Source organism: Rhodoferax ferrireducens, from assembly GCF_003347515.1.
Lineage (GTDB): Bacteria > Pseudomonadota > Gammaproteobacteria > Burkholderiales > Burkholderiaceae_C > Rhodoferax.
The window spans coordinates 186,064-207,896 of the sequence record NZ_QEII01000298.1; the positions used below are offsets into that span (position 1 = coordinate 186,064).

Annotated in this window: 20 protein-coding genes and 1 riboswitch; of the genes, 5 read left to right on the forward strand and 15 right to left on the reverse strand. The window is 55.7% G+C overall.

Features of this window, described 5'->3' with window-relative positions:
* Nucleotides 1-32: 32 nt before the first annotated feature.
* From C5P05_RS21285 to C5P05_RS21305, 5 genes are all read right to left on the reverse strand, one after another.
* Nucleotides 33-944 (reverse strand): XrtA-associated tyrosine autokinase, encoded by a 912-nt coding sequence (locus C5P05_RS21285; RefSeq protein WP_114971841.1) that lies wholly within the window; start codon nucleotides 942-944, stop codon nucleotides 33-35.
* Nucleotides 945-951: 7 nt separating this feature from the next.
* Nucleotides 952-2,526, reverse strand: a complete 1,575-nt coding sequence (locus C5P05_RS21290) for an XrtA system polysaccharide chain length determinant (protein WP_114971842.1) — start codon at nucleotides 2,524-2,526, stop codon at nucleotides 952-954.
* 82 nt (nucleotides 2,527-2,608) lie between these two features.
* Nucleotides 2,609-3,190: an XrtA/PEP-CTERM system exopolysaccharide export protein gene (locus C5P05_RS21295; RefSeq protein WP_232834614.1), complete on the reverse strand. Its 582-nt coding sequence runs from the start codon at nucleotides 3,188-3,190 to the stop codon at nucleotides 2,609-2,611.
* 234 nt (nucleotides 3,191-3,424) lie between these two features.
* Complete coding sequence (locus tag C5P05_RS21300) at nucleotides 3,425-4,738, reverse strand: N-acyl amino acid synthase FeeM domain-containing protein (protein WP_114971844.1); 1,314 nt, start codon at nucleotides 4,736-4,738, stop codon at nucleotides 3,425-3,427.
* 210 nt (nucleotides 4,739-4,948) lie between these two features.
* Nucleotides 4,949-5,827 (reverse strand): ThiF family adenylyltransferase, encoded by an 879-nt coding sequence (locus C5P05_RS21305; RefSeq protein ID WP_114971845.1) that lies wholly within the window; start codon nucleotides 5,825-5,827, stop codon nucleotides 4,949-4,951.
* Between the two features lie 60 nt (nucleotides 5,828-5,887).
* On the opposite strand from C5P05_RS21305, the gene C5P05_RS21310 reads away from it, so the two are divergent.
* Both C5P05_RS21310 and C5P05_RS21315 read left to right on the forward strand, forming a co-directional pair.
* Nucleotides 5,888-6,958 carry a nitroreductase family protein gene (locus C5P05_RS21310; RefSeq protein ID WP_114971846.1) on the forward strand — a complete coding sequence of 357 codons (1,071 nt, stop codon included), beginning with the start codon at nucleotides 5,888-5,890 and terminating at the stop codon, nucleotides 6,956-6,958.
* A gap of 722 nt (nucleotides 6,959-7,680) precedes the next feature.
* Complete coding sequence (locus C5P05_RS21315; RefSeq protein ID WP_114971847.1) at nucleotides 7,681-8,592, forward strand: PEP-CTERM sorting domain-containing protein; 912 nt, start codon at nucleotides 7,681-7,683, stop codon at nucleotides 8,590-8,592.
* A 192-nt stretch (nucleotides 8,593-8,784) separates the two neighbouring features.
* Here C5P05_RS21315 and C5P05_RS21320 read toward each other — a convergent pair whose 3' ends face one another.
* The 5 genes from C5P05_RS21320 to C5P05_RS21340 all read right to left on the reverse strand — a co-directional run bounded on the left by C5P05_RS21320 (nucleotide 8,785) and on the right by C5P05_RS21340 (nucleotide 14,512).
* The gene (locus C5P05_RS21320; protein WP_114971848.1) at nucleotides 8,785-10,122 is read right to left on the reverse strand and encodes an IS110 family transposase; all 1,338 of its coding nucleotides are present in this window, start codon (nucleotides 10,120-10,122) and stop codon (nucleotides 8,785-8,787) included.
* Between the two features lie 270 nt (nucleotides 10,123-10,392).
* Nucleotides 10,393-11,664, reverse strand: coding sequence for a hypothetical protein (locus C5P05_RS21325; RefSeq protein WP_114971849.1), 1,272 nt, complete (start codon nucleotides 11,662-11,664; stop codon nucleotides 10,393-10,395).
* Between the two features lie 4 nt (nucleotides 11,665-11,668).
* Nucleotides 11,669-12,439 (reverse strand): outer membrane lipoprotein-sorting protein, encoded by a 771-nt coding sequence (locus C5P05_RS21330; RefSeq protein ID WP_114971850.1) that lies wholly within the window; start codon nucleotides 12,437-12,439, stop codon nucleotides 11,669-11,671.
* Between the two features lie 19 nt (nucleotides 12,440-12,458).
* Nucleotides 12,459-13,856, reverse strand: coding sequence for an ABC transporter permease (locus C5P05_RS21335; RefSeq protein WP_114971851.1), 1,398 nt, complete (start codon nucleotides 13,854-13,856; stop codon nucleotides 12,459-12,461).
* Entirely contained in the window at nucleotides 13,853-14,512 is a 660-nt protein-coding gene (locus C5P05_RS21340) for an ABC transporter ATP-binding protein (RefSeq protein WP_232834607.1), read from the reverse strand. Before C5P05_RS21340 ends, C5P05_RS21335 begins: the two co-directional genes overlap by 4 nt.
* Before the next feature lie 294 nt (nucleotides 14,513-14,806).
* Between C5P05_RS21340 and C5P05_RS21345 the strand changes: the two genes are divergently transcribed.
* Nucleotides 14,807-15,277, forward strand: coding sequence for a low molecular weight protein-tyrosine-phosphatase (locus C5P05_RS21345; RefSeq protein WP_114971853.1), 471 nt, complete (start codon nucleotides 14,807-14,809; stop codon nucleotides 15,275-15,277).
* A 6-nt stretch (nucleotides 15,278-15,283) separates the two neighbouring features.
* On the opposite strand, the gene C5P05_RS21350 is transcribed toward C5P05_RS21345, so the two are convergent.
* The 5 genes from C5P05_RS21350 to ahcY all read right to left on the reverse strand — a co-directional run bounded on the left by C5P05_RS21350 (nucleotide 15,284) and on the right by ahcY (nucleotide 20,314).
* The gene (locus C5P05_RS21350) at nucleotides 15,284-16,291 is read right to left on the reverse strand and encodes an NAD-dependent epimerase (RefSeq protein WP_114971854.1); all 1,008 of its coding nucleotides are present in this window, start codon (nucleotides 16,289-16,291) and stop codon (nucleotides 15,284-15,286) included.
* 35 nt (nucleotides 16,292-16,326) lie between these two features.
* Complete coding sequence (locus C5P05_RS35315; RefSeq protein ID WP_114971855.1) at nucleotides 16,327-16,686, reverse strand: PilZ domain-containing protein; 360 nt, start codon at nucleotides 16,684-16,686, stop codon at nucleotides 16,327-16,329.
* 255 nt (nucleotides 16,687-16,941) lie between these two features.
* A complete protein-coding gene (gene metF, locus C5P05_RS21360; RefSeq protein ID WP_114971856.1) occupies nucleotides 16,942-17,781 on the reverse strand; it encodes a methylenetetrahydrofolate reductase [NAD(P)H] in 840 nt (279 codons plus the stop codon).
* Nucleotides 17,782-17,876: 95 nt separating this feature from the next.
* Entirely contained in the window at nucleotides 17,877-18,701 is an 825-nt protein-coding gene (locus C5P05_RS21365; RefSeq protein WP_114971857.1) for a TlyA family RNA methyltransferase, read from the reverse strand.
* A gap of 77 nt (nucleotides 18,702-18,778) precedes the next feature.
* The gene (ahcY, locus tag C5P05_RS21370; protein ID WP_232834609.1) at nucleotides 18,779-20,314 is read right to left on the reverse strand and encodes an adenosylhomocysteinase; all 1,536 of its coding nucleotides are present in this window, start codon (nucleotides 20,312-20,314) and stop codon (nucleotides 18,779-18,781) included.
* Between the two features lie 78 nt (nucleotides 20,315-20,392).
* Nucleotides 20,393-20,489: riboswitch (S-adenosyl-L-homocysteine riboswitch) on the reverse strand.
* Nucleotides 20,490-20,491: 2 nt separating this feature from the next.
* Here ahcY and C5P05_RS33810 point away from each other — a divergent pair.
* Both C5P05_RS33810 and C5P05_RS21375 read left to right on the forward strand, forming a co-directional pair.
* The gene (locus C5P05_RS33810; protein ID WP_157979423.1) at nucleotides 20,492-20,764 is read left to right on the forward strand and encodes a hypothetical protein; all 273 of its coding nucleotides are present in this window, start codon (nucleotides 20,492-20,494) and stop codon (nucleotides 20,762-20,764) included.
* A gap of 2 nt (nucleotides 20,765-20,766) precedes the next feature.
* Nucleotides 20,767-21,681, forward strand: coding sequence for a PEP-CTERM sorting domain-containing protein (locus C5P05_RS21375; RefSeq protein WP_114971858.1), 915 nt, complete (start codon nucleotides 20,767-20,769; stop codon nucleotides 21,679-21,681).
* Nucleotides 21,682-21,833: the final 152 nt, after the last annotated feature.

The window sequence follows — 21,833 nt, forward strand, 5'->3', positions numbered from 1 at the left end:
CAAATCATGACTGAACGTGACAGCGAATATAGTTAAGCTTGCGGCTGCTCATGCCCGTAGCCGTATCCCTGTCCGTATCCGCGTCCGTATCCATACTGCCCCATGAAGACAGCTTTTGCCTGATTAAGCAACATTAACTTGACGGGGCATGCCTCAATAGTGGCGAGCGCTTGCCGAACTTCTGACTGCAAGGTTCTTTCAGCTTGTACCACCACCACAATCTGGCCCATATGAGACGCGAGCACCCGCGCCTCCGTGGTGAGAAGAAGCGGTGGTGAATCAAAAACAATGATGCGGTCCGCATAGCGCTTTGCCATATCATCCAACAACCGAATCATTGCATCGCTGGCCAACAACTCTGTGGCGCGCGCATGCGGTGTTCCACTGGGCAAAATGGTCAGCTTCTCAATGTTGGTTTTCAACAGCATGCTTGACATATCCTTTGACTCATCAAGCACCAGATCAAGCAACCCGGGGCCAGAGGGAAGCCCCAGCACGCGCATGACAGACGGACGCGCCACGTCGGCGTCCACGAGCATGACTGTGTTATCCAACTCGGTGGCAATGCTCAGCGCCAAATTGATGGCATTGAAACTCTTGCCCTCGCCGGGCAGCGCGCTGGTAATCATGATCAGATTGCCATTGACGATTATCGAGGCGCCCTTGCCCATGGCGTTTTGAATCAATGGCCGCTTGATCACCCGGAATTGATCTGCAATTTCGGACCGGGGCGCATTGGGGCTAACAATTCCCGCCGTAGCAAGTGCATCCAGGTCAATTTCAACACGCCTGGACAGCGGCGCAGGCTGCCCCTCAGGCGTTCCGATATCAGGATTTTTGGCCGTAATGGATGGAGTCGCAAGGGTCTGCGTAGCAGGCATATCTACACCCGCCTGGCGAAGCTGTTCCAAGCGTTGCGCCGCCTGTTCGATCAAGCTACTCATATTTGATTCATCCTGCCCGCCCCGACAAAAGGGAGAAAATAATCATTCCTCCAATAAAAACACCAACTAAGCCACCTGAAGCACCCAGAAACTTCTTCAAATCAGATTTTTCTTTCTGCACAGCCCCTTCACCCATTACCAGGGTAACCACACCAAGCAGCGGTAACCCAATCGCATCTCTCAGAGAACGTGCATCGTAAAAAACGGCGCGCAACTGACTTGCGACAAAGGCGACCGCAAGCCCGGCACCCAACGCAGCCAACAAAGCAAGGGGCAGGAGCAGCAGACGATTGGGCGCCACCGGATTGGGAGACACGCGCGGCGGGTCTATCAGACGAAAATCGACAACGCCAGCGGAGCTCTCCAGCTCACCCGACATCGTTGCCGACTCTCTGCGGGACACAAGGTCGTTATAGTTTCTCTTGTTGATTTCGTAGTCACGATTCAACTGGGAGTATTCCGCTTCAATTTGCGGGGCTGTCTTCATCAACTCACGAGCCCGGTTGAAACGCGCCTCGTACTCACCAACCCTTGCTCGCAGGGCAGCGACTTGCACCTCCGCGCTGGCCTGCATGCGATTGAGTTCCTGATAGGCCAAGCTGTTGGTCGCCCCCGACTCGGGGTTGGCCATTGCGGTCTTACGCAATTCTTGCACTTCTTTGCGCTTGATTTCTTCGAGCTCTTTAATCAGACGCCTGGCGTTCGAAACATCAGGATGTTGCTCGGTAAAACGCTGTAGCAATCCATCAAGATATCGCTTCTGCGCGTCAATGCGCGCATCAATTTCAGGTGTCGAGATCGACATGGCTGATTCTTGCAGCAGGCTACGCGACGTTATATTGGCGTTTTGCGATTTTTCGGCGTCCAACTGACGCTTTGCTGCATCACGCGCGTTTTCTGCCTCACGCAATTCCAGTCGGGCTTGACTCAGTTGACTGCTCACGGCACTAAGCTGCCCGGCCATGTCTTTCCCGTCGGCGGCTTGAGTTTCAATGTTTCGAACCTTGTATTCCTTCAAACGAGTTTCAGCTTCTTCGAGCTTGGCCACATAGGCCTTGATCTGCTCATCGATGAACATTTTGGCCGCATTTGAATCCTGACGGGTGTTCCCCAAACTTGATTCAACAAAAATTGAAACCAGGGACTGAATCACTCTTTTGGCTTTGTCCGGACTGGTGTCACGATACGACAACACGTAAAGGTTATCCCGGCCGACATTCTGGATTTGAAGCGTCTTCATCAGATTATCAATCAATGCGTCCTGCGCGCTCTTGGATTGACTTTTCAAATCAAGGTCTGCCATGCGAATGAGCTTTTCGACATTGGGACGACTGATGAGTGTGCGGCTCAACATCGCCACCTGTTGCTCAATATTGGGTTGCACCGTCAAGCCCGACATCAAAGGCTTCAAAATGGACTGCGTGTCCACAAAAATGCGGGCGGTTGCCTCGTATTTATCGGGCACCGACAGCACAACCACCGAACCAACGCCGGTAACCACCCAGGCAACCAGCAGGCCCAGCCAGCGATGCTTCCACATGCCTCTGGCGATAGTTAATATTTGGCTAATCAGGTCATCCATCGGATATTGTCTTTGCGGTCAGAGTTTTTGGACGCTGCAAAGCCTTCATCAAGCGAAGCAGCACGCAGAAGTGAAGCCCGCCTTAGAACCAGCCTTGCGGAATAATCAGAATATCGCCCGGCTTAACTTCGACATTGGCCGATATGTCGCCGCGCTTGATGAGGTCTTTGATGCGCACAGAATAGCGTTTATCACCCTCTGATGCACGCGTGATGGACGCCCCATTTCCATCAGCAAAGTCAGTTAACCCGCCTACTGCAATCATCACATCCAACAAAGTCATATTTTGTTTGTAAGGCAAGGCTTGGGGTTTGGCAGCCTCGCCGACGACCCGAATTTGCTCGCTGTAAGGGCCAACAAAGCCGGTGACAATGACCGTCACCACTGGGTCGCGTACCAGTTTACCCAACACCTTTTCAACTTCGCGGGCAATCTCTACCGATGTCTTGCCTTGCGCCACCAACTCATCGACTAAAGGCATAGTAACCTTGCCATCTGGCCGCACAGGTACTGACATGGAGAGCTCGGGATTGCGCCATACACTGATGTTCAAGGAGTCTCCAGCACCCACAATGTAGTTGTAATCCGGGGTGGCTGCGGCAGCTGGCGCCGGAGGGTAGACAGGAGAAAATCCTGCGCAACCCGCGACAAGACTGACCAGCAATCCGAGCGCCGCCCAGCAAGACCCGAGTTTTAGAATGATGCAAAGACTTTTCAAAGCGTTTCCCCTAGACAGGTTGAATGCATTCGTTTGACGCGAGGGCAGAAATTTAGCGGATCTGCTTGAATGGCCAAGTACGAATCATGCTTTCTAGTCTGCCTTCAACGACTTTAAATACCTTGATATTTCTCAAGATAGTCACAGCCCTGTTACAGAATTTGGCGGATTCCTAAATGCTTACCCCGGCAAAAACCGAGTAGCATTGTCCAAGTCTTCATGGATTGCGCCAGCCTTGAGCACGCCGACAAGTTTTCGCCAGGGCAAATCCGCTTCAGCCAATCTGAAGCCGTATAGCCCGTGAGCGCCATTGTATTTTCCACGTACTGCCATGGCTCTAATAATCGATTTTTCCTCACTCCCCAATCGAATTCTGGCCTCGCCCCAAGCATTTATGGGCAGGGGGACTTTGGAGTTCGCCAGAAAGCCGTCATCGGAAAACTCCACCACCTGTAGGGCGTAGACGTCTGTTTTTTCGGGACTGATGACAGAGAAAATGCCGGGGCATTTGAGTGAATAGCGTTGATGCTTGCGCTGCCGACTCGGGAAATTTGACTCGGACAAATCAGCTGGTAGTACCTGCTTATACTCCGGGAGGTTATAGATGGAATGCAGCAGTCCCTTCTCTCTTTCACTTAGATTTTCAAAAGTCCGGGTACGTTGGTTAAAAAAATAGTCGAGCAAATTCGGTGTCATCACTGGATCATTTGTCGAGAAGTAACGCCGACGTGGCATCACAATATTGCGCAGGCGGCTTCGCATCAGATACACATAAAGATTCTTGCGCCTCGGTTTCTTTTCATAAACCCGTTTGAAAAGTCCAGGGGCTGCATGCAGGTCAATAGTTGCGCCTACTGCCGGGGCTCCGTTGGCGAAGTCGTAGTTTTCAACCTCGTTTTCTTTCAATCTTTCAAAGAGCAAAAGAGACTCGTACATTTCAATCCGATTCGGATTGACGGCAATCACAAGATGCCGCGTATCGAAGAAGGTGGTGCAGTATTCATACATGAATTTCATCAGAGGGAACAATATCATCCCGCCGGTGTTCCTGAATTTTGGATGTACCGCAAGCGCTGATACTTCAGCTATTTGGCCGATTTCCTCGCGAATTGCGTGCAGGTCAAAAATGGACTGCAAAGGAAATCCGAAAACACTTTCGCGGATCAGCGAAAGTGTTCCAACAACCTCGCCATCAAATTCGGCGCAGAGCGTAGTCGTGGTGGGCAGCGCGTGGTAGATCGTGACACGCATGCCTGACGGGTCAGGTCGCATGAAGCCGCTGCCAACGTAGGCATCATGCAGGAGCCTGAAACACGCTTCTAGCTCTTCTTTCGTTTCCGCTATTTTGAGGACCAGACGTTTGTCGGGTTTGGGATCGCAATCAACAAAAGACCTGTACACGGCAAACCGAAGGGGCCTCGGGAAGTATGAAAATACTTTCCGAAGTGTATGGTGCAAGAGTCTTCTCGCACCTGATACATATGGATTGTTCATTCAACCGTTTGCAGCGTTGCCAATTTGCGCATGAAGGGATGGTTTGGAATAGTGTTATCCACACCATCATTTCTCGTACTCCAAAGCATTGCATTGACAAATACGATGTTCCCTTAAGAAAAATCGCGCCGTGTCGGGATGAATCCAAGAGAAACAGCAGATACCAGACAATCGACTGAACACTTTGCAGATGGCCACTGCGTCACTAACTCAACCGTCAGATTGTCCGCGCAACACAGGCCGTATGAACTTCAACAGCAATTGTTGCAACGGGTTGGAATTCCCAAACGGACGCCAGGTCAACTTAAGCTTTTGATGATAGGCATCGAAATGCATCCCCCACGGAGCCGCTTTGATGGAGCCTCGGCCCAGCAATACCTTCAAGACAGATGTACCCATCACCCCAGCACATAAGTCGCAGGCCATGATTGTTGACGGGCCCCTCTTCTCCTGAAAATTAACCGCGTCGGGCGCCACCAGGTAATCACGTTGAACCATTGCTGGCGACAGGCCGGCAATGAACCGCGCGTATTGCTCCTGTGATTCGTGGCCATCTACCTTGAAGTACTTTTCAAAACTCATGCCCTCAGGACGAAAGTAAAGGAACGCAGTGCCCATGCCGAGCGGTGCCGCCGTCAGCGCGGGAATTCCTTTTTCCCGACACTTCGCGAACACCATGCGGCGGGCCGGCAGCGCAAAGAAGTCCAATCCATCCACATAAACATCGACGTCACGCAAAAATTCGTCAACATTTTCAGGCGTGACGCCTTGCGGAGACAGGCGCAGATCGATCTCGGGATTAATGTCGCGCGCCATCCGGGCGACTGTGTCGATCTTGGGCTGCCCCATAAAAGGCATAAACGCGCCAGCTTGCCGGTTCATGTTGTGCACATCGAAATTGTCAAAATCGGCAATATTGAAATTGGCGATGCCCAAACGGGCCAGCGTAAGCAAATGCGCACCGCCAACGCCGCCCAGCCCGGCAATCGCGATGCGAGACTTTTTCAATTTAGCCTGTTCGCGCTGTGTAACCCAGCCAATATTGCGTGAAAAAGCACTGTCATAGTCAAAGGAGATTGCGGCGGCCATGGATACTCTCACTGTGTTAGATTTTGTATTGTGCCCCCGAAATCAACGCAAGGAAAACCAATGAGTCGTGACACGCTGACCCACATTCTTGACCTCGCGCGCTGGGCACCCAGTGGTGACAACACACAACCGTGGCGGTTCGAGATCGTGGACGATCATCTGATCCGGGTACATGGCACCGATACGCGCGACCATATCCTTTATGACTACGACGGGCACCCGAGCCACATCGCCCACGGCGCGTTGCTTGAAACGATTCGAATTGCGGCGTCTGGCTTTGGCCTGACAACCAACTGGACTATTTCGTCAGAAGGCGATGATCGAAATCCGACCTACGATGTAAGTTTGGCCCACAGCCCGACGATCGTCCAGGACCCGCTCCTCCCCTGCATTGAGATACGAACGGTGCAGCGCCGACCCATGAAAACCAAGCCGCTGACGGACACGCAGCGCCGGGCACTGATTAACGCTGCAGGCGATGGATTTCACGTGCAGCTGTTCGAGTCCTGGGGAGATCGAATGAAGGTTGCCAGCCTCCTGTGGGGCAGTGCGAAAGTGCGACTGACCTGCCCGGAAGCTTATCCAGTTCATAAAGAGATCATCGAGTGGCGCGCTCGCTACAGCAAGGACCGCATTCCGGAACAGGCCATCGGCGTTGATCCGGCGACCGCGCGACTGATGGAATGGGTCATGCAAAGCTGGGAACGCGTGGCCTTCTTTAATCGTTATCTTTTAGGCACGGTGGCACCGCGTATCGAGCTCGACTTGCTGCCCGCGCTATGTTGCGCCGCACATCTATTGGTGCGACCCCAACGCGCCCCTGAGGTACTCGCAGACTGGGTTCATCTTGGCATCGCAGTGCAGCGAGTCTGGCTGACGGCGACGCACCATGGCTTGCACTTGCAACCGCAGATGACCCCTCTGATTTTCCGTTGGTACGCCCGCGCGGGGCGTCAATTTTCCAGCGAGCCGGCACTGTTTGAACAAGCGCTCAAGTTGTCTGGTGACTTTGAGAAAATCGCCAATGCAACAGCGAAGGATGATTTTGGCTTTTTCGCTCGAGTTGGAATCTCGCCAGTGCCACAAAGCCGCTCGATCAGACAAGACCTTGCGGCGCTGATGAAGAGGTGAGGCGAAGTAGGACGGTGCACCGACAATCAGCACGATGGCCACCAGCACTATGATGTGATGGCGTTGGCTATGGCACGCTGCAGCGTACGATGATTGCCGCCCGCCCCCACTGACATGCGGCCTGAAGCAACACCCGTCCGGGGGCTGCCACCTGAAGATACTTTTACGACTTGGCGTGGCACTTTCAAAATGGCCTGATTAGCATCCCAACCCCGCGCGGGGGTGGGATGCTAATCAGGCCACTTTGGAGATTATTTTTGTTCGATGCTGTCAATTGCAGCCGTAAGGTCCATACGACGATTCCAAGCATCGGCAAATCAAGACTAAAAGTTCTGGCCGCGATATTCAGGTTCAGGCGTGCCAGCGATTACTACAGCGCCTCCTGGGATGAGCACTGCACCACCCAACGTCCTTCCTGACAAGATGAGCTGTGAAGAACACTTGCTCTGGGGTAATTTAACGGATGATAAAAAGGCCCTGCGCTTTCTGGCTGGCTTAGCGCAGGGCACACCAACGGAGTAAATGGCTGTCGAATTCCTTTACATCGCAATCCGACCTGTGCGGGTGGCACACTGTAGTTCGACACGATGTTGATGAATTTTCTTTGTAAATCAACGCGTTAGGCAGGACCACCAAAACTTGGCCCGTGTTTTGCTTATAGAGCTGGTCTCTAGCCTCCGCTTCCGACTAAACCTTAACCCACCCTGACAAGGAGAAACCATATGAGACTGCTTAAGAAATCGCTGATCGCGGCGTCCATTGCCGCGCTAGCCCAAGTGAGTGCCTTCGCCGCCCCGCTCACTTGGTCCTACGACTGGGGTGCGGCCAATACGGCCTTAGGCGTTGCCCCGGCCGTTCTGCTCTCTAACCCGACCGATGAACTGAAATTCACGGCCGAAAGCGTCGTCAGGTTCACGGACGGCGCTGGACAGGGGGTGGGAACCGGTGCTGGTGTGGTCTCTGCGGGTGATGCTTTTGTCGACTACATCATCATCCGTATTGACCAGTTGTTTCTTGGCGGCAATGTCAGCAGCCAACCTGGCTACCAAACCTTACGGGAAATCACAGTGACGGCCCAGCTCACCGGGACGCAACTGACCGCTAACACCTATTCGGTCGCCAACGGTGGCATCATCAATTTCCTTTACGACTCGGGTGCCGGGTTCACTACTGCGGACTTCGCGAGCTTGGCCACCTTCCTTGACGGCAATGGCGTTCTCGGTGCCGCGCTCTTAGCCGAGCATGGGGTGACTCGTAGCCCCAGCGGAGGTCTGAACAGCAATAACCTTCCTGACGGCACCATCGACGTTACCATGGACCTAGTCGACGATCTTGCCCTTGGAGACTTCGAGGTCAGTACGGGAGGACTGAGCATTGACGGTTTGGTAGTAGGCATTGCCGACGGAAATAACCACGTCTGCACTGATTCCGGCGGGTCAGCGAGCTGTTTCTCGAACACCGCCGCTATCCTAGGCGTCTTCGGTGCTGGGGGGTTGGGTGCTGGCGAGTTTCAGTTCCACACCAGGAGCGACGGTTCGTTCGTCAAGGATCTGCCCGAGCCGAGCAGCTTAGTCCTCATGGGTGCTGCACTGCTGGGACTGGGTGCGGTCGGCCGTCGGCGTCGTCAGAGCTGATCTTCAAGACCCGCAGAAAGGAGCGGGCACACACTCAAAAGGCCCCGCCATGAAGCGGGGCCTTTTGTCATTTTGAGTCGGATACCGGTTGAAAAACCAAACTTCACTGCACGGAATATCTCTCAAGAAACACCACCCAAGTGATTGATTTGTAATGGCGTTTTTATACGGCTTATTCAACGGCGACGAGTTTCATGCCCATCTTATCTTGGTGGCGCGTTGTGTCAATTGGCGCAGGATCCGATCGCGGTAGCGCTCTTCGTAGTAATCCTGTCCTTGGTCGGTGTACTCCTCGCCTTTGGTCAGCATCGTGTGGATCAGCCGCGCCAGTTTGTGAGCGGCGGCTGTCACGGCCTTGGGTTTGTCCATGCGTGAGCACATGCGCCTGCAATACGCACCGAGCGCCGATTTGCTGCTGCGCAGCGCAGCCGCAGCCAAACGCAGCGCTTGCGCGGCGCGGTTAGCGACCCGCTTGGCCTTGCCACTCATCACTTTGCCGCCGGTGATCTTGGTGCCCGGACACAGACCCAGCCAACTCGCGAAATGGCCAACGCTGGGGAATCGCGATATATCTGCACCAGTCTCTGAAATCACCGCCAGTGCCGTGGTCACGTCGATGCCGTCGATGCGTGTCAAGTCCATGCCACACATTTTGAAGAGCTGCGTGCACAAATCGAACTTTGGTGCGTTGCGCGCCCATCCGCGCTTTTTGCCTTTGGCCGGTTCCCCGTCATGAGCCTGCAGACTTTGCAACTGGGCCTCAATCAGGACGTCACACTGAGCCACCTGAGTAGCGATGAAATCGAACGCGTCCAGCGCCTGCTTGAGTGCAAACAGATGCTCAGATCGCCAGTTGCCTTGCAGGCTTTTGGTAATCTCTTCGATGCTGGCGTGAATACGCACATTCTTCATCGCTGCCAATACGAGACCGTCACGCTCACCTGCGACGATGGCGCGCAAAATCTTCTGGTCGGTCTCGCCCACCACGTCCGAGATGACATTGGCCCGCTGCACGTTCATCTGCGTGAGCGCCTTTTGCATGTGCTGCACATGGCGACCCTGGCTGCACAGCAGCATGGCGCGTTGGCGCCATAGCGAACGTAACACACAGATGACATCGGCGGGTCGAAACGCGCCGCTGAGCAAGCCATAAGTCATGAGCTGCTGCAGCCACTGGCAATCCAGCACGTCGGAATTGCGTCCCGAGACGTTCTTGACGTAACGCGCGTTGACCAGCAGCACGGTGAAACCGCGTTGCTCCAGCAGTTCGAACAGAGGTATCCAGTAGACGCCGGTGGACTTCATCGCCACCGTGTCCACGCCACAAGCGTCGAGCCAGTCGGCCAAGACATTCAGGTCGCCCGTGAAGCTGGGGAATTCGCGCACCGGTTGGTCGTCACGATTGGGCGGTACGGCCACGAAATGCGATGCGCTGCCGATATCGATGCCAGCGGCGTTGGGGTGGGTGATCGTCAGGGCGACGCGAGACTTTCCCGGTTTGAGGGGAACAATGAGATTGCGTTTGGCCATACTTTGCTCCATCAAACAAGCTGGAATGTGGCGCCGCATCGGGTACGTCGTCTTGCTCACCCTCTCAAACGGCATATCGGTGCAGCAGTTGCAAACCGCCGAACCGATTCACCAATGTCGATGACGTCACCCAGGACCACGCTAACTTGCGGGCAATTGGCACCATTGCTACATCGGTCTTCAGCGGCACCGCATTCCACCATGCAACAACAACGCCAACACGTGTTTCTTCGGCGCGATTTGCGGCAACGGGCCGATTACTTCGCTAACTTAGAAATAGTAGGCTCCCAAGACTTGGATTACACGGCGATCCGGCAATATTCCAAATTCACTGGTGGGGTTGCCGATGTTCTGCTGCAGCTGCAAGGTCAGATCGAAGCTCGGCCAGTGATGGCGCAGTTCTATCCAGGCCAGCCGACTCTCGTCGCCTGGATTGAGACGAAGGTATGCGGTCAGATCCAAGTCCTTAAATAGCAGACTTTTTTGCGTGACATAGATCAGGTAAGCCTGCTGGGGTGCCAATTCCTGGAGCCGCAGGGCTTCACGCAGGTACGTCAGCTGGGTCTGTGGCGCTAAGCCAAGGGCAGCCCAGTCTGACTGATTCAGGCCAAAGCCGTTGTACTGGTATTCGGCCGTGACGGACAACTTGCTACGCGTGGTGTAGGTGATCCCACTGACAAAGCGATTGCGCGTGGTCGCGCTTACCGGGAAAGCCAATGCGCGGCTCAGCAAGTCGGGCTCACTGCCTCGCGACCATTCCATGTGTGCTACTGCGGCGTCCGACAGCAAGGCCGTCAAATTGGCGCCCAGCGTCGGCGACCTCCCGTTTTCCTTATAAACCAGCACTTGGCTACTAATGCGTTGCGAAAATTGAGTGCCTAGCGCGATCAAGGCGCGGTCCCGGTTGTTGGTTGACCCTAGGTCCAGGCTCCAGCCGTCCGGATTGGGGCGATCTGCCAACTTCGGTGAAAAGGCAACTGATAACGAACCGTTGGTCCAGAGGCTTTGTGCACGCAACATGACCGAGCCAAGTCGATTTTCGCGAAGCGCAAAAGGATCAGCGGTGGTCACGACGCGTAAGCTGCCGTCACGGAAAAAATCGGTGGGGTTGTAGCCGTAGCCCGGCCCATAGCGCAGATTGATACGGCCAAACTCCAACACTGTGTTTTCACTCTCGGGCTGCCAACTCAAATAGGCCTCGCGCAGGCTGTTTACGGTCTCATCAGCACCTGCATCTCTGGGATGAACGTGATCAAGGCGGTCAGAAATGATGGCGCGAAAACCCGGCGCAAGCGATGCCGAATGCGAAAAATCCAGCGATCCGCGTCCAATGTTGCGACTGTCTGGCAAGTAGCGTTGACTGGCGTTGCCGATTGCGCCCTCGATGAAAAACTTGGTGTTGCGGGCGGCTTCAGGAGCTACTTCTGGCGCGCTTTCCAGGCTCAGGGCCTCAACCTCCGCGTCTGCGCCCAGAGCGGGCATCGCCTGGGTGAATGCCACCGCGAGAAAGGAACAATAAACGGCATGGGTGAATGAGCGCATGGGCTTAGTCCGGTTGGAAGCGAGGCAGGTAATCTCTTTGCATCCACGTATCAGGAATGGCGCGTGCCTTGTAGTCAGAAAAGCGCATGAGCGTGACCGACTGGGGATTAAGACCGTCAATGATCACGGTCTCGGTCGGGCGCTCGGCGCCGAGTTGGGGCTGAAAGCGGCGGTAGTAGGCCGTCTTGAGCAGGCGCGACGATTCGGCGAAAAAGCGCGCCTTGAGGGGCCGGTTGTTTTCAACGTCAACCCATATCTCGATGCTGGCATAGGTGACATCCGGTGCCGCTGCCGTGAGGGCAAGTTTGTGTGCCTTGCGTGTGCGGCGCTCGCCATCCTGAATATCCTCATCGACCACCCAAGTCGCCTTGTAATCTTTCGCTAAATTCACGGTAGCCACATCGCCATTGGACGCCTGCCCCAACAAGCGCTGTTGCGGGGACAGACGAACACTCGCCTTACTGGTCGGATCGTAAAACCACATGTCATTGCCGTTCTTGAGCATTAACTTGCCCACGTCCCGCGCGGGCAAGACAAAACGGATCAGGCTGGCGAACTGGCCGCCCTGCTGTTGCGTCCGGGAGTAGCTGGTCAATGTGCTGGTGTCGACCTGCTTGCCCGCCTGGAATTCAGTTAAGGTGACGGTAACGCTGAACGGGCGTCCCGGGTTGCGAATGGCATCGCTGGCGGCCAGTATCTCTTCCGCGCTCGGCGCGGACCATGCCAGGCTAGACCCAAATAGAAACGAAAATAAAAACAGACCGAATGACTTCATGATCGTGGACCTCTCTCTATCAGACGTGGCGCAAGGCCTCGACCACATCCAGGTGCGCGGCCCGGTACGCGGGCCACCAAGCCGACAGGATCGCAATGCCGATGAGGCCGAAGGTCGTGCCAATGATCATGCGATTTTCCCCCCAGACGTTGACCGTGAACGGCACCAACTCAACGTTGCCTGGTGGCAACCAAGGCATACCGATCTGGTTGATGATGACAGACAACATCAACGCCAGCACAACGCCGAGCAAAGCCCCGCACAAGCCAAGCAGGGCTCCTTCCGTCACGAACAAGCGAAGAATTCCGGCGCGCCTCAGCCCAATAGCACGCAGGGTACCTATCTCGACAGTACGTTCAACAACCGTGGTATTCATCGTGTTGCTGACCGTAAATAAAACGATGCCCCCAATCAGAACAAAAACGAAACCAAATATGGTGTCAAACATCTGCATGGTCTGGACATAAAAAGGATTCAGCGCCCTGAAGTCCAACACAGCCAGCGGTTGGCGGGAGGAAAAGTTGGCCAGTATCGGTGCCAGACGCGCCAGCGCCGCCGGAATCTGATCAGAGTGGCGCAGTTGAAGCATGATCGAAGTTGCACTGGGTGGTAATTTCCCATAGATCAACTGCTGCAGCTGCGCAAGATGCATCATCATGGAGACTTCATCCAGCTCTTTGACGCCCTGATCTTCGGCACGAATCACTTCCAATGACGTGACATTCGGTGCGCCCCGAGCGTTAACGACCAGTACTTCAATCCTGCGTGGGCTGGCCCCGCCAGAGGCGGATGCAACCGGCGTTTCTTGCAGGCTGAGCTGGGCGACGTCGTCCGGCAAACTGGCGCCGTCGGACTTCGCTTCCTTTTCGGGCTTGGGACAACGGGCAATCTGTAACGCATCGCATAACTGCAATACCCGCGCCACACCAGTACCTACGACGGCGGCATCTTTTGCGGCCCCTTCCAGGGCAGACAGCGGAGCCTTGGTGCGTAGATCAAAATCGTTCCAGCGCCGCATACGGTTGATGTCTTCTGCAACAAACCCATGGCCGATGATAGTGCGGGACACGCTGGCCGCGTAATTGCCCGCAATACCGCCAAACTGTAAGGTTGGTGTCGCTACTAAGATCATTTTTTGCAACGCTTCATCGCTTTGAATGGCATCTAGGACCTTTGTGTAGTCGGCTATGCCATAGGCCGTCGGATTGCCGCTACCGTAAAGATAAAAATCCCGATGCTGAATTTGCAGATGCCCCCCCTTTTGCACGTGTCTCGTATGCAACTCGTAATTGACGTTGGTGCTGAAGCCGCCGAACAAGAGTATCGAGGCGGCGCCTATCGCCATCGCCAACAAGGTGGCCAACGAGCGGCGACGGTTGCGCAAGAGATTGCGCACAGCCAGGGACAAGGTCATCATGGCGCGTCTTCCTCGCCTTGGCGACGAATGCCGTGAATCGCTCCATCCTTCAGAAAAATCGTGTCGTCAGCGGCCTTGATCACATCAGGATCATGGGACGAAAATACAAAGGAGACCTCGTAACGATCCACCATCTGGCGCATCAAGGTCAGAATGGCGGCGCCAGTCTGACTGTCCAGATTGGCCGTTGGTTCGTCAGCGATAACCAACTTGGGCTTTCGGGCCAAGGCGCGGGCAATGGCCACCCGTTGGCGTTGCCCGCCAGACAATTGGCCCGGAAAATATTTTGCTTTGTCTTTCAAGCCCACCGCGTCGAGCAGCTTGGGGACCCGTTCACCCCGTTTCTTTGCCGAGGCGCCTGCCAGCAACAAAGGATATTCGACGTTCTCATACGCGCTCAGGACAGGTAGCAAGTTGAAATTCTGAAAAATGAACCCGATATTTTTGGCGCGAAAATCCGACAGAGCATCGTCTGTCAAGTCGCCCACCTTGCAGTCCGCCACGATGATTTCGCCCATGTCAGGCTTGTCGATGCAGCCGATCATGTTGAGCAGGGTCGTTTTGCCACTGCCCGAAGGGCCCAGTAGCACCGTAAAACATGCCCGGCGGATGAGGATATCAACCCCCTTGATCACCGGGACACTAACTGTATCCATGTGATAGGTCTTTTCGACTCGCGTAAGAATGGCCACCGGCCGGTGATCTACCGTTTTCTCCGCCGCCTGTTCTGTCATGCATCGCCCCTATTCGTGATTGCACAACGGCTTTCTCAGACGGTGCGATCCTAGCTGTTTGAACTTCGCTCTTTTTATCAATTATTACCGCTTCCTCATCTGAAGCCAAGTGCATGATCGACTAAGCTGATACGCTTTCGCTTGCCGTAAGAACCCGAAAATTGGCAAGTGTCTGTTACGAATTCCCAGAAAATGAGCGTTCTGAGATATCCTCCAATGACGAAACTACTGATGGTCTGCATGGGCAATATCTGCCGCTCGCCGATGGCGCAGGCGGTGACCTTGCATCTGGCGGAAGTATCGGGTCTTGCGCGCAATATCCAGGTCGATTCGGCCGGGACCCATGTCGGTCGTTGCGGCATGCACCCTGACCCCAGGGCTGCCACGGCGCTGTCTGGACGTGGATATCGAATAGGTAAAAGTCGCTCACGTCAGGTCACCGAACGCGACTTCGAGCGCTATGACCTGGTACTGGCGATGGACCATGCAAACCTGAACGATCTGTTGCGGATCTGCCCTGCTGAGCAATCGCACAAATTAAGGTTGCTTCTCGAGTTCGCCCAGAGCTTGGACGTCCGCGACATTCCTGACCCCTATTACGGCAACGTCCAAGGCTTTGAGCGCGTCCTTGACCTGTGCGAAGCCGCCGCGCGGGGCCTGGTCAAGCACTGCCAAACTGCGCCGTGATTGTTTTTACACCGTGTAATAGTCGCGGTACCAGGCGACAAAACGCGCGACGCCGTCCTGGACGCTGGTGCCAGGCACAAAGCCAACCCAATCCTGCAGGGCATCGGTATTGGCATAGGTTGCCGGCACATCGCCATCCTGCAGGGGCAGCAGGCGTTTTTCAGCCTTCTTGCCCAGCGCATCTTCAATGCAGGCAATGAAATCGAGCAGCGGCACCGGGTTGTTGTTACCAATGTTAAACACGCGGTAAGGCGCGCTGCTGGTGGCCGGATCAGCCAAAGCGGGGTCATAGGCGGGATTGGCGACAGCCACCCGGTCCAGCACGCGGATGACGCCCTCGACAATGTCATCCACGTAAGTGAAGTCACGCTTCATATCACCGTGGTTGAACACGTCGATGGGTCGTCCTTCCAAAATGGCCTTGGTAAACAGGAACAAAGCCATGTCAGGCCGGCCCCAGGGGCCGTAGACGGTGAAGAAGCGCAGACCGGTGGTGGGCAGCCCATACAGATGACTGTAGGTGTGCGCCATCAACTCGTTGGCCTTCTTGGTGGCGGCATACAAGCTGACGGGGTGATCCACGCTATCGTGCTCGGAAAACGGCATCTTGGTGTTGCCACCATACACGCTGGAGCTTGACGCGTAAACCAGGTGCTGAACTCCTTCGTGGCGGCAACCCTCCATGATGTTTACAAAACCCACGATATTGCTGTCGATATAGGCGTGCGGATTTTGCAGGGAATAGCGCACACCCGCTTGGGCGGCCAGGTGAATAACGCGATCAAATTTCTCGGTAGCGAAGAGCTGAGCCATGCCCGGTCGATCGGCCACGTCCAGCTTGACGAAGCGAAAACCCGCGTGGGGTGTCAGGCGCTTGAGGCGACTTTCTTTCAGGGTGACGTCGTAATAATCATTGAGATTGTCCAAACCCACCACTTCATCGCCACGCGCCAGCAGGCGCAGTGCTGTGGTCATGCCAATGAAGCCAGCCGCCCCCGTCAGAAGTATTTTCATAGATCGATGTTTGAACCCGTTTATTCGGGCTAATCTTAATGCTTGCCAGCCAAAGAGCTTGCGTTGACATCAATGACATCGGCCGCATCGAGAAAAAAAGAGCTCATGAGCTTGGCCGCAACGCCCAATACACCGTGCTTGCGATTGATCCGAACCACTTCACCATCGCAAGCCAGCTTTTGCCTCTGCCCATGGACATGCACCTCAACAGAAAAATGCACATGCGAACCTGGATCCTGCGTCATTTCAGTTTCGAAATAGATACCGGTGGCGCTGATATTGCGGGTCAGGCCCTGAACGCCACCGATCTCGACCGGCAACTCCGTATCGAATCGGTCAGCGCCCCGCCCATGCGCCAAAGACGGTGTTTTGCTTTGTGAATTTATGTGTTTCATGCTTCGGCAATATCAGCGACCATTCCACGCACAATTCGTGCAATCGGCCTAAAGCCGCCCAATCAAGCGTCCACCTGACCAGACTGAGTAGCATGAACTGCGCCGGGACAAAGCCATAGCCAAAAAATTCATGCCAAATCAATGACTTAAGGCTTTTTTCGAGGACTTGCCGAAATGGCTTGATCCAACTATCGCGCGAAACTGTAAGCTAATCCGACATCTTGCAGGATCATCCGCACCGCCCCGGTTACGGGGTCACAAACCCAGCCGTCGGCAAATTTCCACCGTCGCCACACTCTGGTTCATGGCGTAAAAATGCAGTCCCGGTGCGCCGCCGGCACGCAATTGCTCACACAGATCGGTCACCACGTCCAGGCCGAAGGCCTTGATCGAGACCACATCATCACCAAAACTTTGCAGGCGCAGGCGAATCCAGCGCGGGATCTCGGCGCCGCTGGCGTCGCTGAAGCGCATGAGCTGGGTCGAGCTGGTGATGGGCATGATGCCGGGCACCACGGGAATGCTCAGTCCCAGCGCATCGACCTCTTCCACAAAGCGGAAGTAGGCGTCGGCGTTGTAAAAGTACTGGGTAATGGCGGAGTTGGCGCCGGCTTTGACTTTGGTGGCGAAGGCCTGCAGGTCCGCCGCGGGCGACTTGGCTTGGGGGTGGACTTCGGGGTAGGCGGCTACTTCGATGAAGAAATCGTCGCCGGTCTCAGCCCGGATGAACGCCACCAGATCACTGGCATATTGGAATTCGCCACCCGCGCCATAGCCGCTGGGCAGGTCACCGCGCAAGGCCACCAGGCGTTTCACGCCCATGGCTTTGAGCGTGGCCAGCTGCTCGCGCACGGTGGCACGGGTGGCACCGATGCACGAAAAGTGCGAGGCGGCGCTCACGCCCTCGGCCAGAATGTCGCGCACGGTGTTGAACGTACCCTCTTGCGTGGAGCCCCCCGCACCAAAGGTGACCGAGCAAAACTCGGGTTTCAGGGCGTACAACTGCTGACGCACCAGGCGCAGCTTTTCCACACCCTCAGGGGTTTTGGGCGGGAAGAATTCAATGCTCAAAGGGGTGCGGGTGATGTCGGTCATGTTGAGGCACTTATTAATTCGTGATTGCGAGCGTAGCGTGGCAAACCAGGAGTCGTGGATTGCCACGCTACGCTCGCAATGACGTCAATGTAGATTTACAAAGCGTTCAGTTTGCGGGCGCAAATGAAAAACTCGCGATTGCCATCGCCGCCTTCAATCGGCGAGTCGAACCACGCGGTCACGGTCAGGCCGAGTGCTGTGCAGGCGTCACGCAGGCGCTGCTCAATCAGCGGGTAAAAGCTGGCATCTTTCACGATGCCGCCCTTGCCCACCTGACCGGGTTGCAGCTCAAACTGGGGTTTGACCAACGTCAGCAGTGTGCCGCCGCTTTTCAGCAAAGGCACGATGGCCGGCAACACCAGGGTTTGCGAAATAAAGGACAGATCGGCCACGATCAGGTCAAACTCGGGCGCGAACTCGGCACCGTCTTCATCATCCTCTTCAACATCAAATTGGCCGTCAGCCCCCGTGCTGTCTGCGTAAGCAGCTATTAAATCAGCAGCACCCAGATTTCGGGCATTGACCTTTTCGACGCACAACACACGCGGGTCTTCGCGCAGACGCGGATGCAGCTGGGCGCTGCCCACGTCCACACCCACCACTGACGCAGCGCCGTGCTGCAACAGGCAGTCGGTAAAGCCGCCGGTCGACTGACCAACATCCAGGCAAGCCAGCCCGGTCACGGACAAGCCCACCTGCTTCAGCGCCGCCTCCAGCTTCAGGCCGCCACGCGACACATAGCGCGCCTCAGAGTCGTCCAGCAGCTTCAGTTCAGCCTCTAGCGGAATCTCGTCACCGTTTTTGGTGACGGTCTTCCATTCAGTGCCTTTGAGCCACTGCACGCCGTCGGCGATCAGGCGCTGGGCCTGCGAGCGCGTGCTGGCAAGTTGCCGTTGAACGAGTAATTGGTCAGCACGCATGATGTGTAGGTGTCATTCAGAAGAAAAGCGAGGCGGCATGGATTGCAGGTCCCTCCCGCAATCCAATGCCGGTTTTTTTAATAGCGGTACGTGTTGGCTTTGTAAGGGCCAGCCTTGCTCACGCCGATGTAGGCGGCTTGTTCGTCCGTGAGTTCAGACAGCATGGCGCCGACTTTTTTCAGATGCAAACGCGCCACTTTTTCGTCCAGGTGTTTGGGCAACACATAAACCTTGCCGGTCTTGTATTCCTTGGGCTTGGTGAACAGTTCGATCTGGGCGATGGTCTGGTTGGCAAAGCTGGACGACATGACAAAGCTGGGGTGGCCGGTGCCGCAACCCAGGTTCACCAGACGGCCCTTGGCCAGCAGGATGATGCGTTTGGACGGGGTCTTGCCCTTGGCCGGGAAGATGACGTGGTCGACCTGCGGTTTGATCTCTTCCCACTTGCATTTGGACAGCGAAGCGACGTCGATTTCATTGTCAAAGTGGCCGATGTTGCAGACGATGGCCTGGTCCTTCATGGCCGCCATGTGTTTGTAGGTGATGACGTTTTTGTTGCCGGTGCAGGAGACAAAAATATCGCACTTGTCGGCCGCGTATTCCATGGTCACGACCTTGTAGCCTTCCATCGCGGCCTGCAGCGCATTGATCGGGTCGATCTCCGTCACCCAGACCTGCGCGGAGAGTGCGCGCAGCGCTTGGGCCGAGCCCTTGCCGACGTCGCCGTAACCGGCGACGCAAGCCACTTTGCCGGCAATCATCACGTCGGTGGCGCGCTTGATGGCGTCCACTAGGGATTCGCGGCAGCCGTACAGGTTGTCGAACTTGCTTTTGGTCACCGAGTCGTTGACGTTGATGGCGCGCAAGGCCAGTTCGCCACGGGCCGCCATTTCGTTTAAGCGCAGCACGCCGGTGGTGGTTTCTTCGGTCACGCCGATGATGTTTTTCAGGCGACGGCTGTACCAGGTCGGGTCCAGCTTGAGCTTGGCCTTGATGGCGTTGAACAGGCAGATTTCCTCTTCGCTGCCGGGCTTGGCCAGCACCTTGATGTCTTTCTCGGCCTTGGCACCCAGGTGCATCAGCAAAGTGGCGTCGCCGCCATCGTCCAGAATCATGTTCGGGCCTTCAGCCGCAGTGCCTTTTTTGCCACTGAATTCAAAGATGCGGTGGGTGTAATCCCAGTAGTCAACCAGCGTCTCGCCCTTGTAGGCAAACACCGGGGTGCCGGCTTCCACCAAGGCCGCCGCGGCGTGGTCCTGGGTGGAGAAAATATTGCAGGAAGCCCAGCGCACTTCAGCGCCGAGGGCTTGCAGGGTTTCGACCAGCACGCCGGTCTGGATCGTCATGTGCAGCGAGCCGGTGATTCGTGCGCCTTTCAAAGGCTGGGCCTTGGCGAACTCTTCACGAATCGCCATCAGGCCGGGCATTTCGGTCTGGGCAATGTTCAATTCCTTGCGGCCCCAGGCGGCCAGGCTCAGGTCGGCGACAACAAAGTCTTCGACTTTGGCGACGGCCTGGAGGGCGGCCTTCACGGCGGCTTTGGCCGGGGCTTTAACGGAGGCCTTGGCCAGGGTTGTCACTTGGGTTTTGACGGATTTCAATACGGCGCTCATGCTTGACTCCAAAAAATGATTTTGAAAAATCACCGCTCGCGCAGGAGAAGCTTTCGGGAAAGACTCACCTCACAGAGCAGTGGGTGAGCGCGGTTGATGCGGTGAATGGCGGGGCGCCAACTCACGCGGTCCGAGCCTCGTTCACTGGGTGTGAACTGCAACGCTCCTCGGAAGGCTGTGATTCTACCTATTCCGGATTATGTTTTTCATGCAGCGCTGGCGATGACGACGACAGAGCGAATTCGTCGTGAACTATTCCCGCCCCTGCAACTGATCGATCCGTCGCAGTGCTCGTCTCTGGCCTGCCCGCATGTCGGATTTTTTTACATAGTCGATCCACCCACCCAATTCTCCACGCGCAACTCGTTGATTTTCCTCAAAAAACATAAAGCGGCATTATTTTTGCTTTTAACGATTTGTTACATCATTTACTTAACCACAGGAGAATAACGATGAAGATGAAATTGAAATCGTTAGTGAGCGCCGTCGCTTTGGCTCTAGCGGGCACCACGGTGCTGGCTGGCCCGGTGATCATTGACGGCACTGACGCAAACGACCACGGTTTTGCCTCTGGCAGCGCGAACTTCTCTGGTTGGCTGTATATGCAACGCGCTTTGGAGAACTTGGCTGCGACCGTCAATCCCAGCGCCACCAAAGTGGTGGTTGATCTGGGCACAACAGGTAGCCAAGCTGGCGCTGCAATTCTTTCAGCATTCAATCTCTCATCCCTGCCCGGATCGGGCTGGACTCTTTTGAACGTCGACGGGGCAGCGGCCATCTCCGCCCATCTGGCCAGTTTGTCGACCGCCAACACGGGCATTCTTTACCTCCCGACCTTCGGTAATTCCGGCGGAGACCTTACTTCTGCTGAAATGGCAGCGATCAACGCCGGCGCAGCCAGCATCAACACTTTTGTTGGCGGCGCAGGCACCCCGCTAAACGGGGGCGGGCTATTCTCGATGGGAGAGTCCGGAACGGGCGCCTACGGCTGGCTCACGACCTTGATCCCAGGCATCATTGCCACTGATGTAGGCGGCGGCGGAATCGGCACCAACATCACGCTGACGGCGGCGGGCTCAACAGCCTTTGCAGGCGGACTTACAGACTCCGACCTGGCCGGAGCTGACCCGTGGCACGGCCACTTCAGTGGCGACCTGGGTGGCTTGAGCGTCTTGGGAGTCGCCCTTCAAGGCGCAACGTCGCGCAATGTGATCATTGGAGGCGGTGCAGGCACAGTTATTGGCTGCGGGCAACCTGGTCAAGTTGCCTGTCCAAACAGCGTTCCAGAACCTGAAACGCTGCCGCTGGTGGCTATCGCTGGTCTGGCTATGTTGTTCAATGGCTTGCGCAGGCGCCGGACGAAGTAATTCAAGCGAACAACGGTCACGTCAGAGCCCTTCCGTGGAAGGGCTTTTTTTCGTCTGAAGTTCGGCGCTGCGGGTTGCAGCATGGCCGAACGCGAACAGGGTGTGAGCATAAATTCAGCCGCCCTTGCCACCCCGTTAAAATCCAACGCCTG

What these genes read in the sequence shown, in the direction of transcription:
- C5P05_RS21285 (WP_114971841.1), bottom strand. Translation starts at nt 944, where the DNA reads ATGAGTAGCTTGATCGAACAGGCGGCGCAACGCTTGGAACAGCTTCGC.
- C5P05_RS21290 (WP_114971842.1), bottom strand. Translation starts at nt 2,526, where the DNA reads ATGGATGACCTGATTAGCCAAATATTAACTATCGCCAGAGGCATGTGG.
- C5P05_RS21300 (WP_114971844.1), bottom strand. Translation starts at nt 4,738, where the DNA reads ATGAACAATCCATATGTATCAGGTGCGAGAAGACTCTTGCACCATACA.
- C5P05_RS21305 (WP_114971845.1), bottom strand. Translation starts at nt 5,827, where the DNA reads ATGGCCGCCGCAATCTCCTTTGACTATGACAGTGCTTTTTCACGCAAT.
- C5P05_RS21310 (WP_114971846.1), top strand. Translation starts at nt 5,888, where the DNA reads ATGAGTCGTGACACGCTGACCCACATTCTTGACCTCGCGCGCTGGGCA.
- C5P05_RS21315 (WP_114971847.1), top strand. Translation starts at nt 7,681, where the DNA reads ATGAGACTGCTTAAGAAATCGCTGATCGCGGCGTCCATTGCCGCGCTA.
- C5P05_RS21320 (WP_114971848.1), bottom strand. Translation starts at nt 10,122, where the DNA reads ATGGCCAAACGCAATCTCATTGTTCCCCTCAAACCGGGAAAGTCTCGC.
- C5P05_RS21325 (WP_114971849.1), bottom strand. Translation starts at nt 11,664, where the DNA reads ATGCGCTCATTCACCCATGCCGTTTATTGTTCCTTTCTCGCGGTGGCA.
- C5P05_RS21330 (WP_114971850.1), bottom strand. Translation starts at nt 12,439, where the DNA reads ATGAAGTCATTCGGTCTGTTTTTATTTTCGTTTCTATTTGGGTCTAGC.
- C5P05_RS21335 (WP_114971851.1), bottom strand. Translation starts at nt 13,856, where the DNA reads ATGATGACCTTGTCCCTGGCTGTGCGCAATCTCTTGCGCAACCGTCGC.
- C5P05_RS21340 (WP_232834607.1), bottom strand. Translation starts at nt 14,512, where the DNA reads ATGGATACAGTTAGTGTCCCGGTGATCAAGGGGGTTGATATCCTCATC.
- C5P05_RS21345 (WP_114971853.1), top strand. Translation starts at nt 14,807, where the DNA reads ATGACGAAACTACTGATGGTCTGCATGGGCAATATCTGCCGCTCGCCG.
- C5P05_RS21350 (WP_114971854.1), bottom strand. Translation starts at nt 16,291, where the DNA reads ATGAAAATACTTCTGACGGGGGCGGCTGGCTTCATTGGCATGACCACA.
- C5P05_RS35315 (WP_114971855.1), bottom strand. Translation starts at nt 16,686, where the DNA reads ATGAAACACATAAATTCACAAAGCAAAACACCGTCTTTGGCGCATGGG.
- metF (WP_114971856.1), bottom strand. Translation starts at nt 17,781, where the DNA reads ATGACCGACATCACCCGCACCCCTTTGAGCATTGAATTCTTCCCGCCC.
- C5P05_RS21365 (WP_114971857.1), bottom strand. Translation starts at nt 18,701, where the DNA reads ATGCGTGCTGACCAATTACTCGTTCAACGGCAACTTGCCAGCACGCGC.
- ahcY (WP_232834609.1), bottom strand. Translation starts at nt 20,314, where the DNA reads ATGAGCGCCGTATTGAAATCCGTCAAAACCCAAGTGACAACCCTGGCC.
- C5P05_RS21375 (WP_114971858.1), top strand. Translation starts at nt 20,767, where the DNA reads ATGAAGATGAAATTGAAATCGTTAGTGAGCGCCGTCGCTTTGGCTCTA.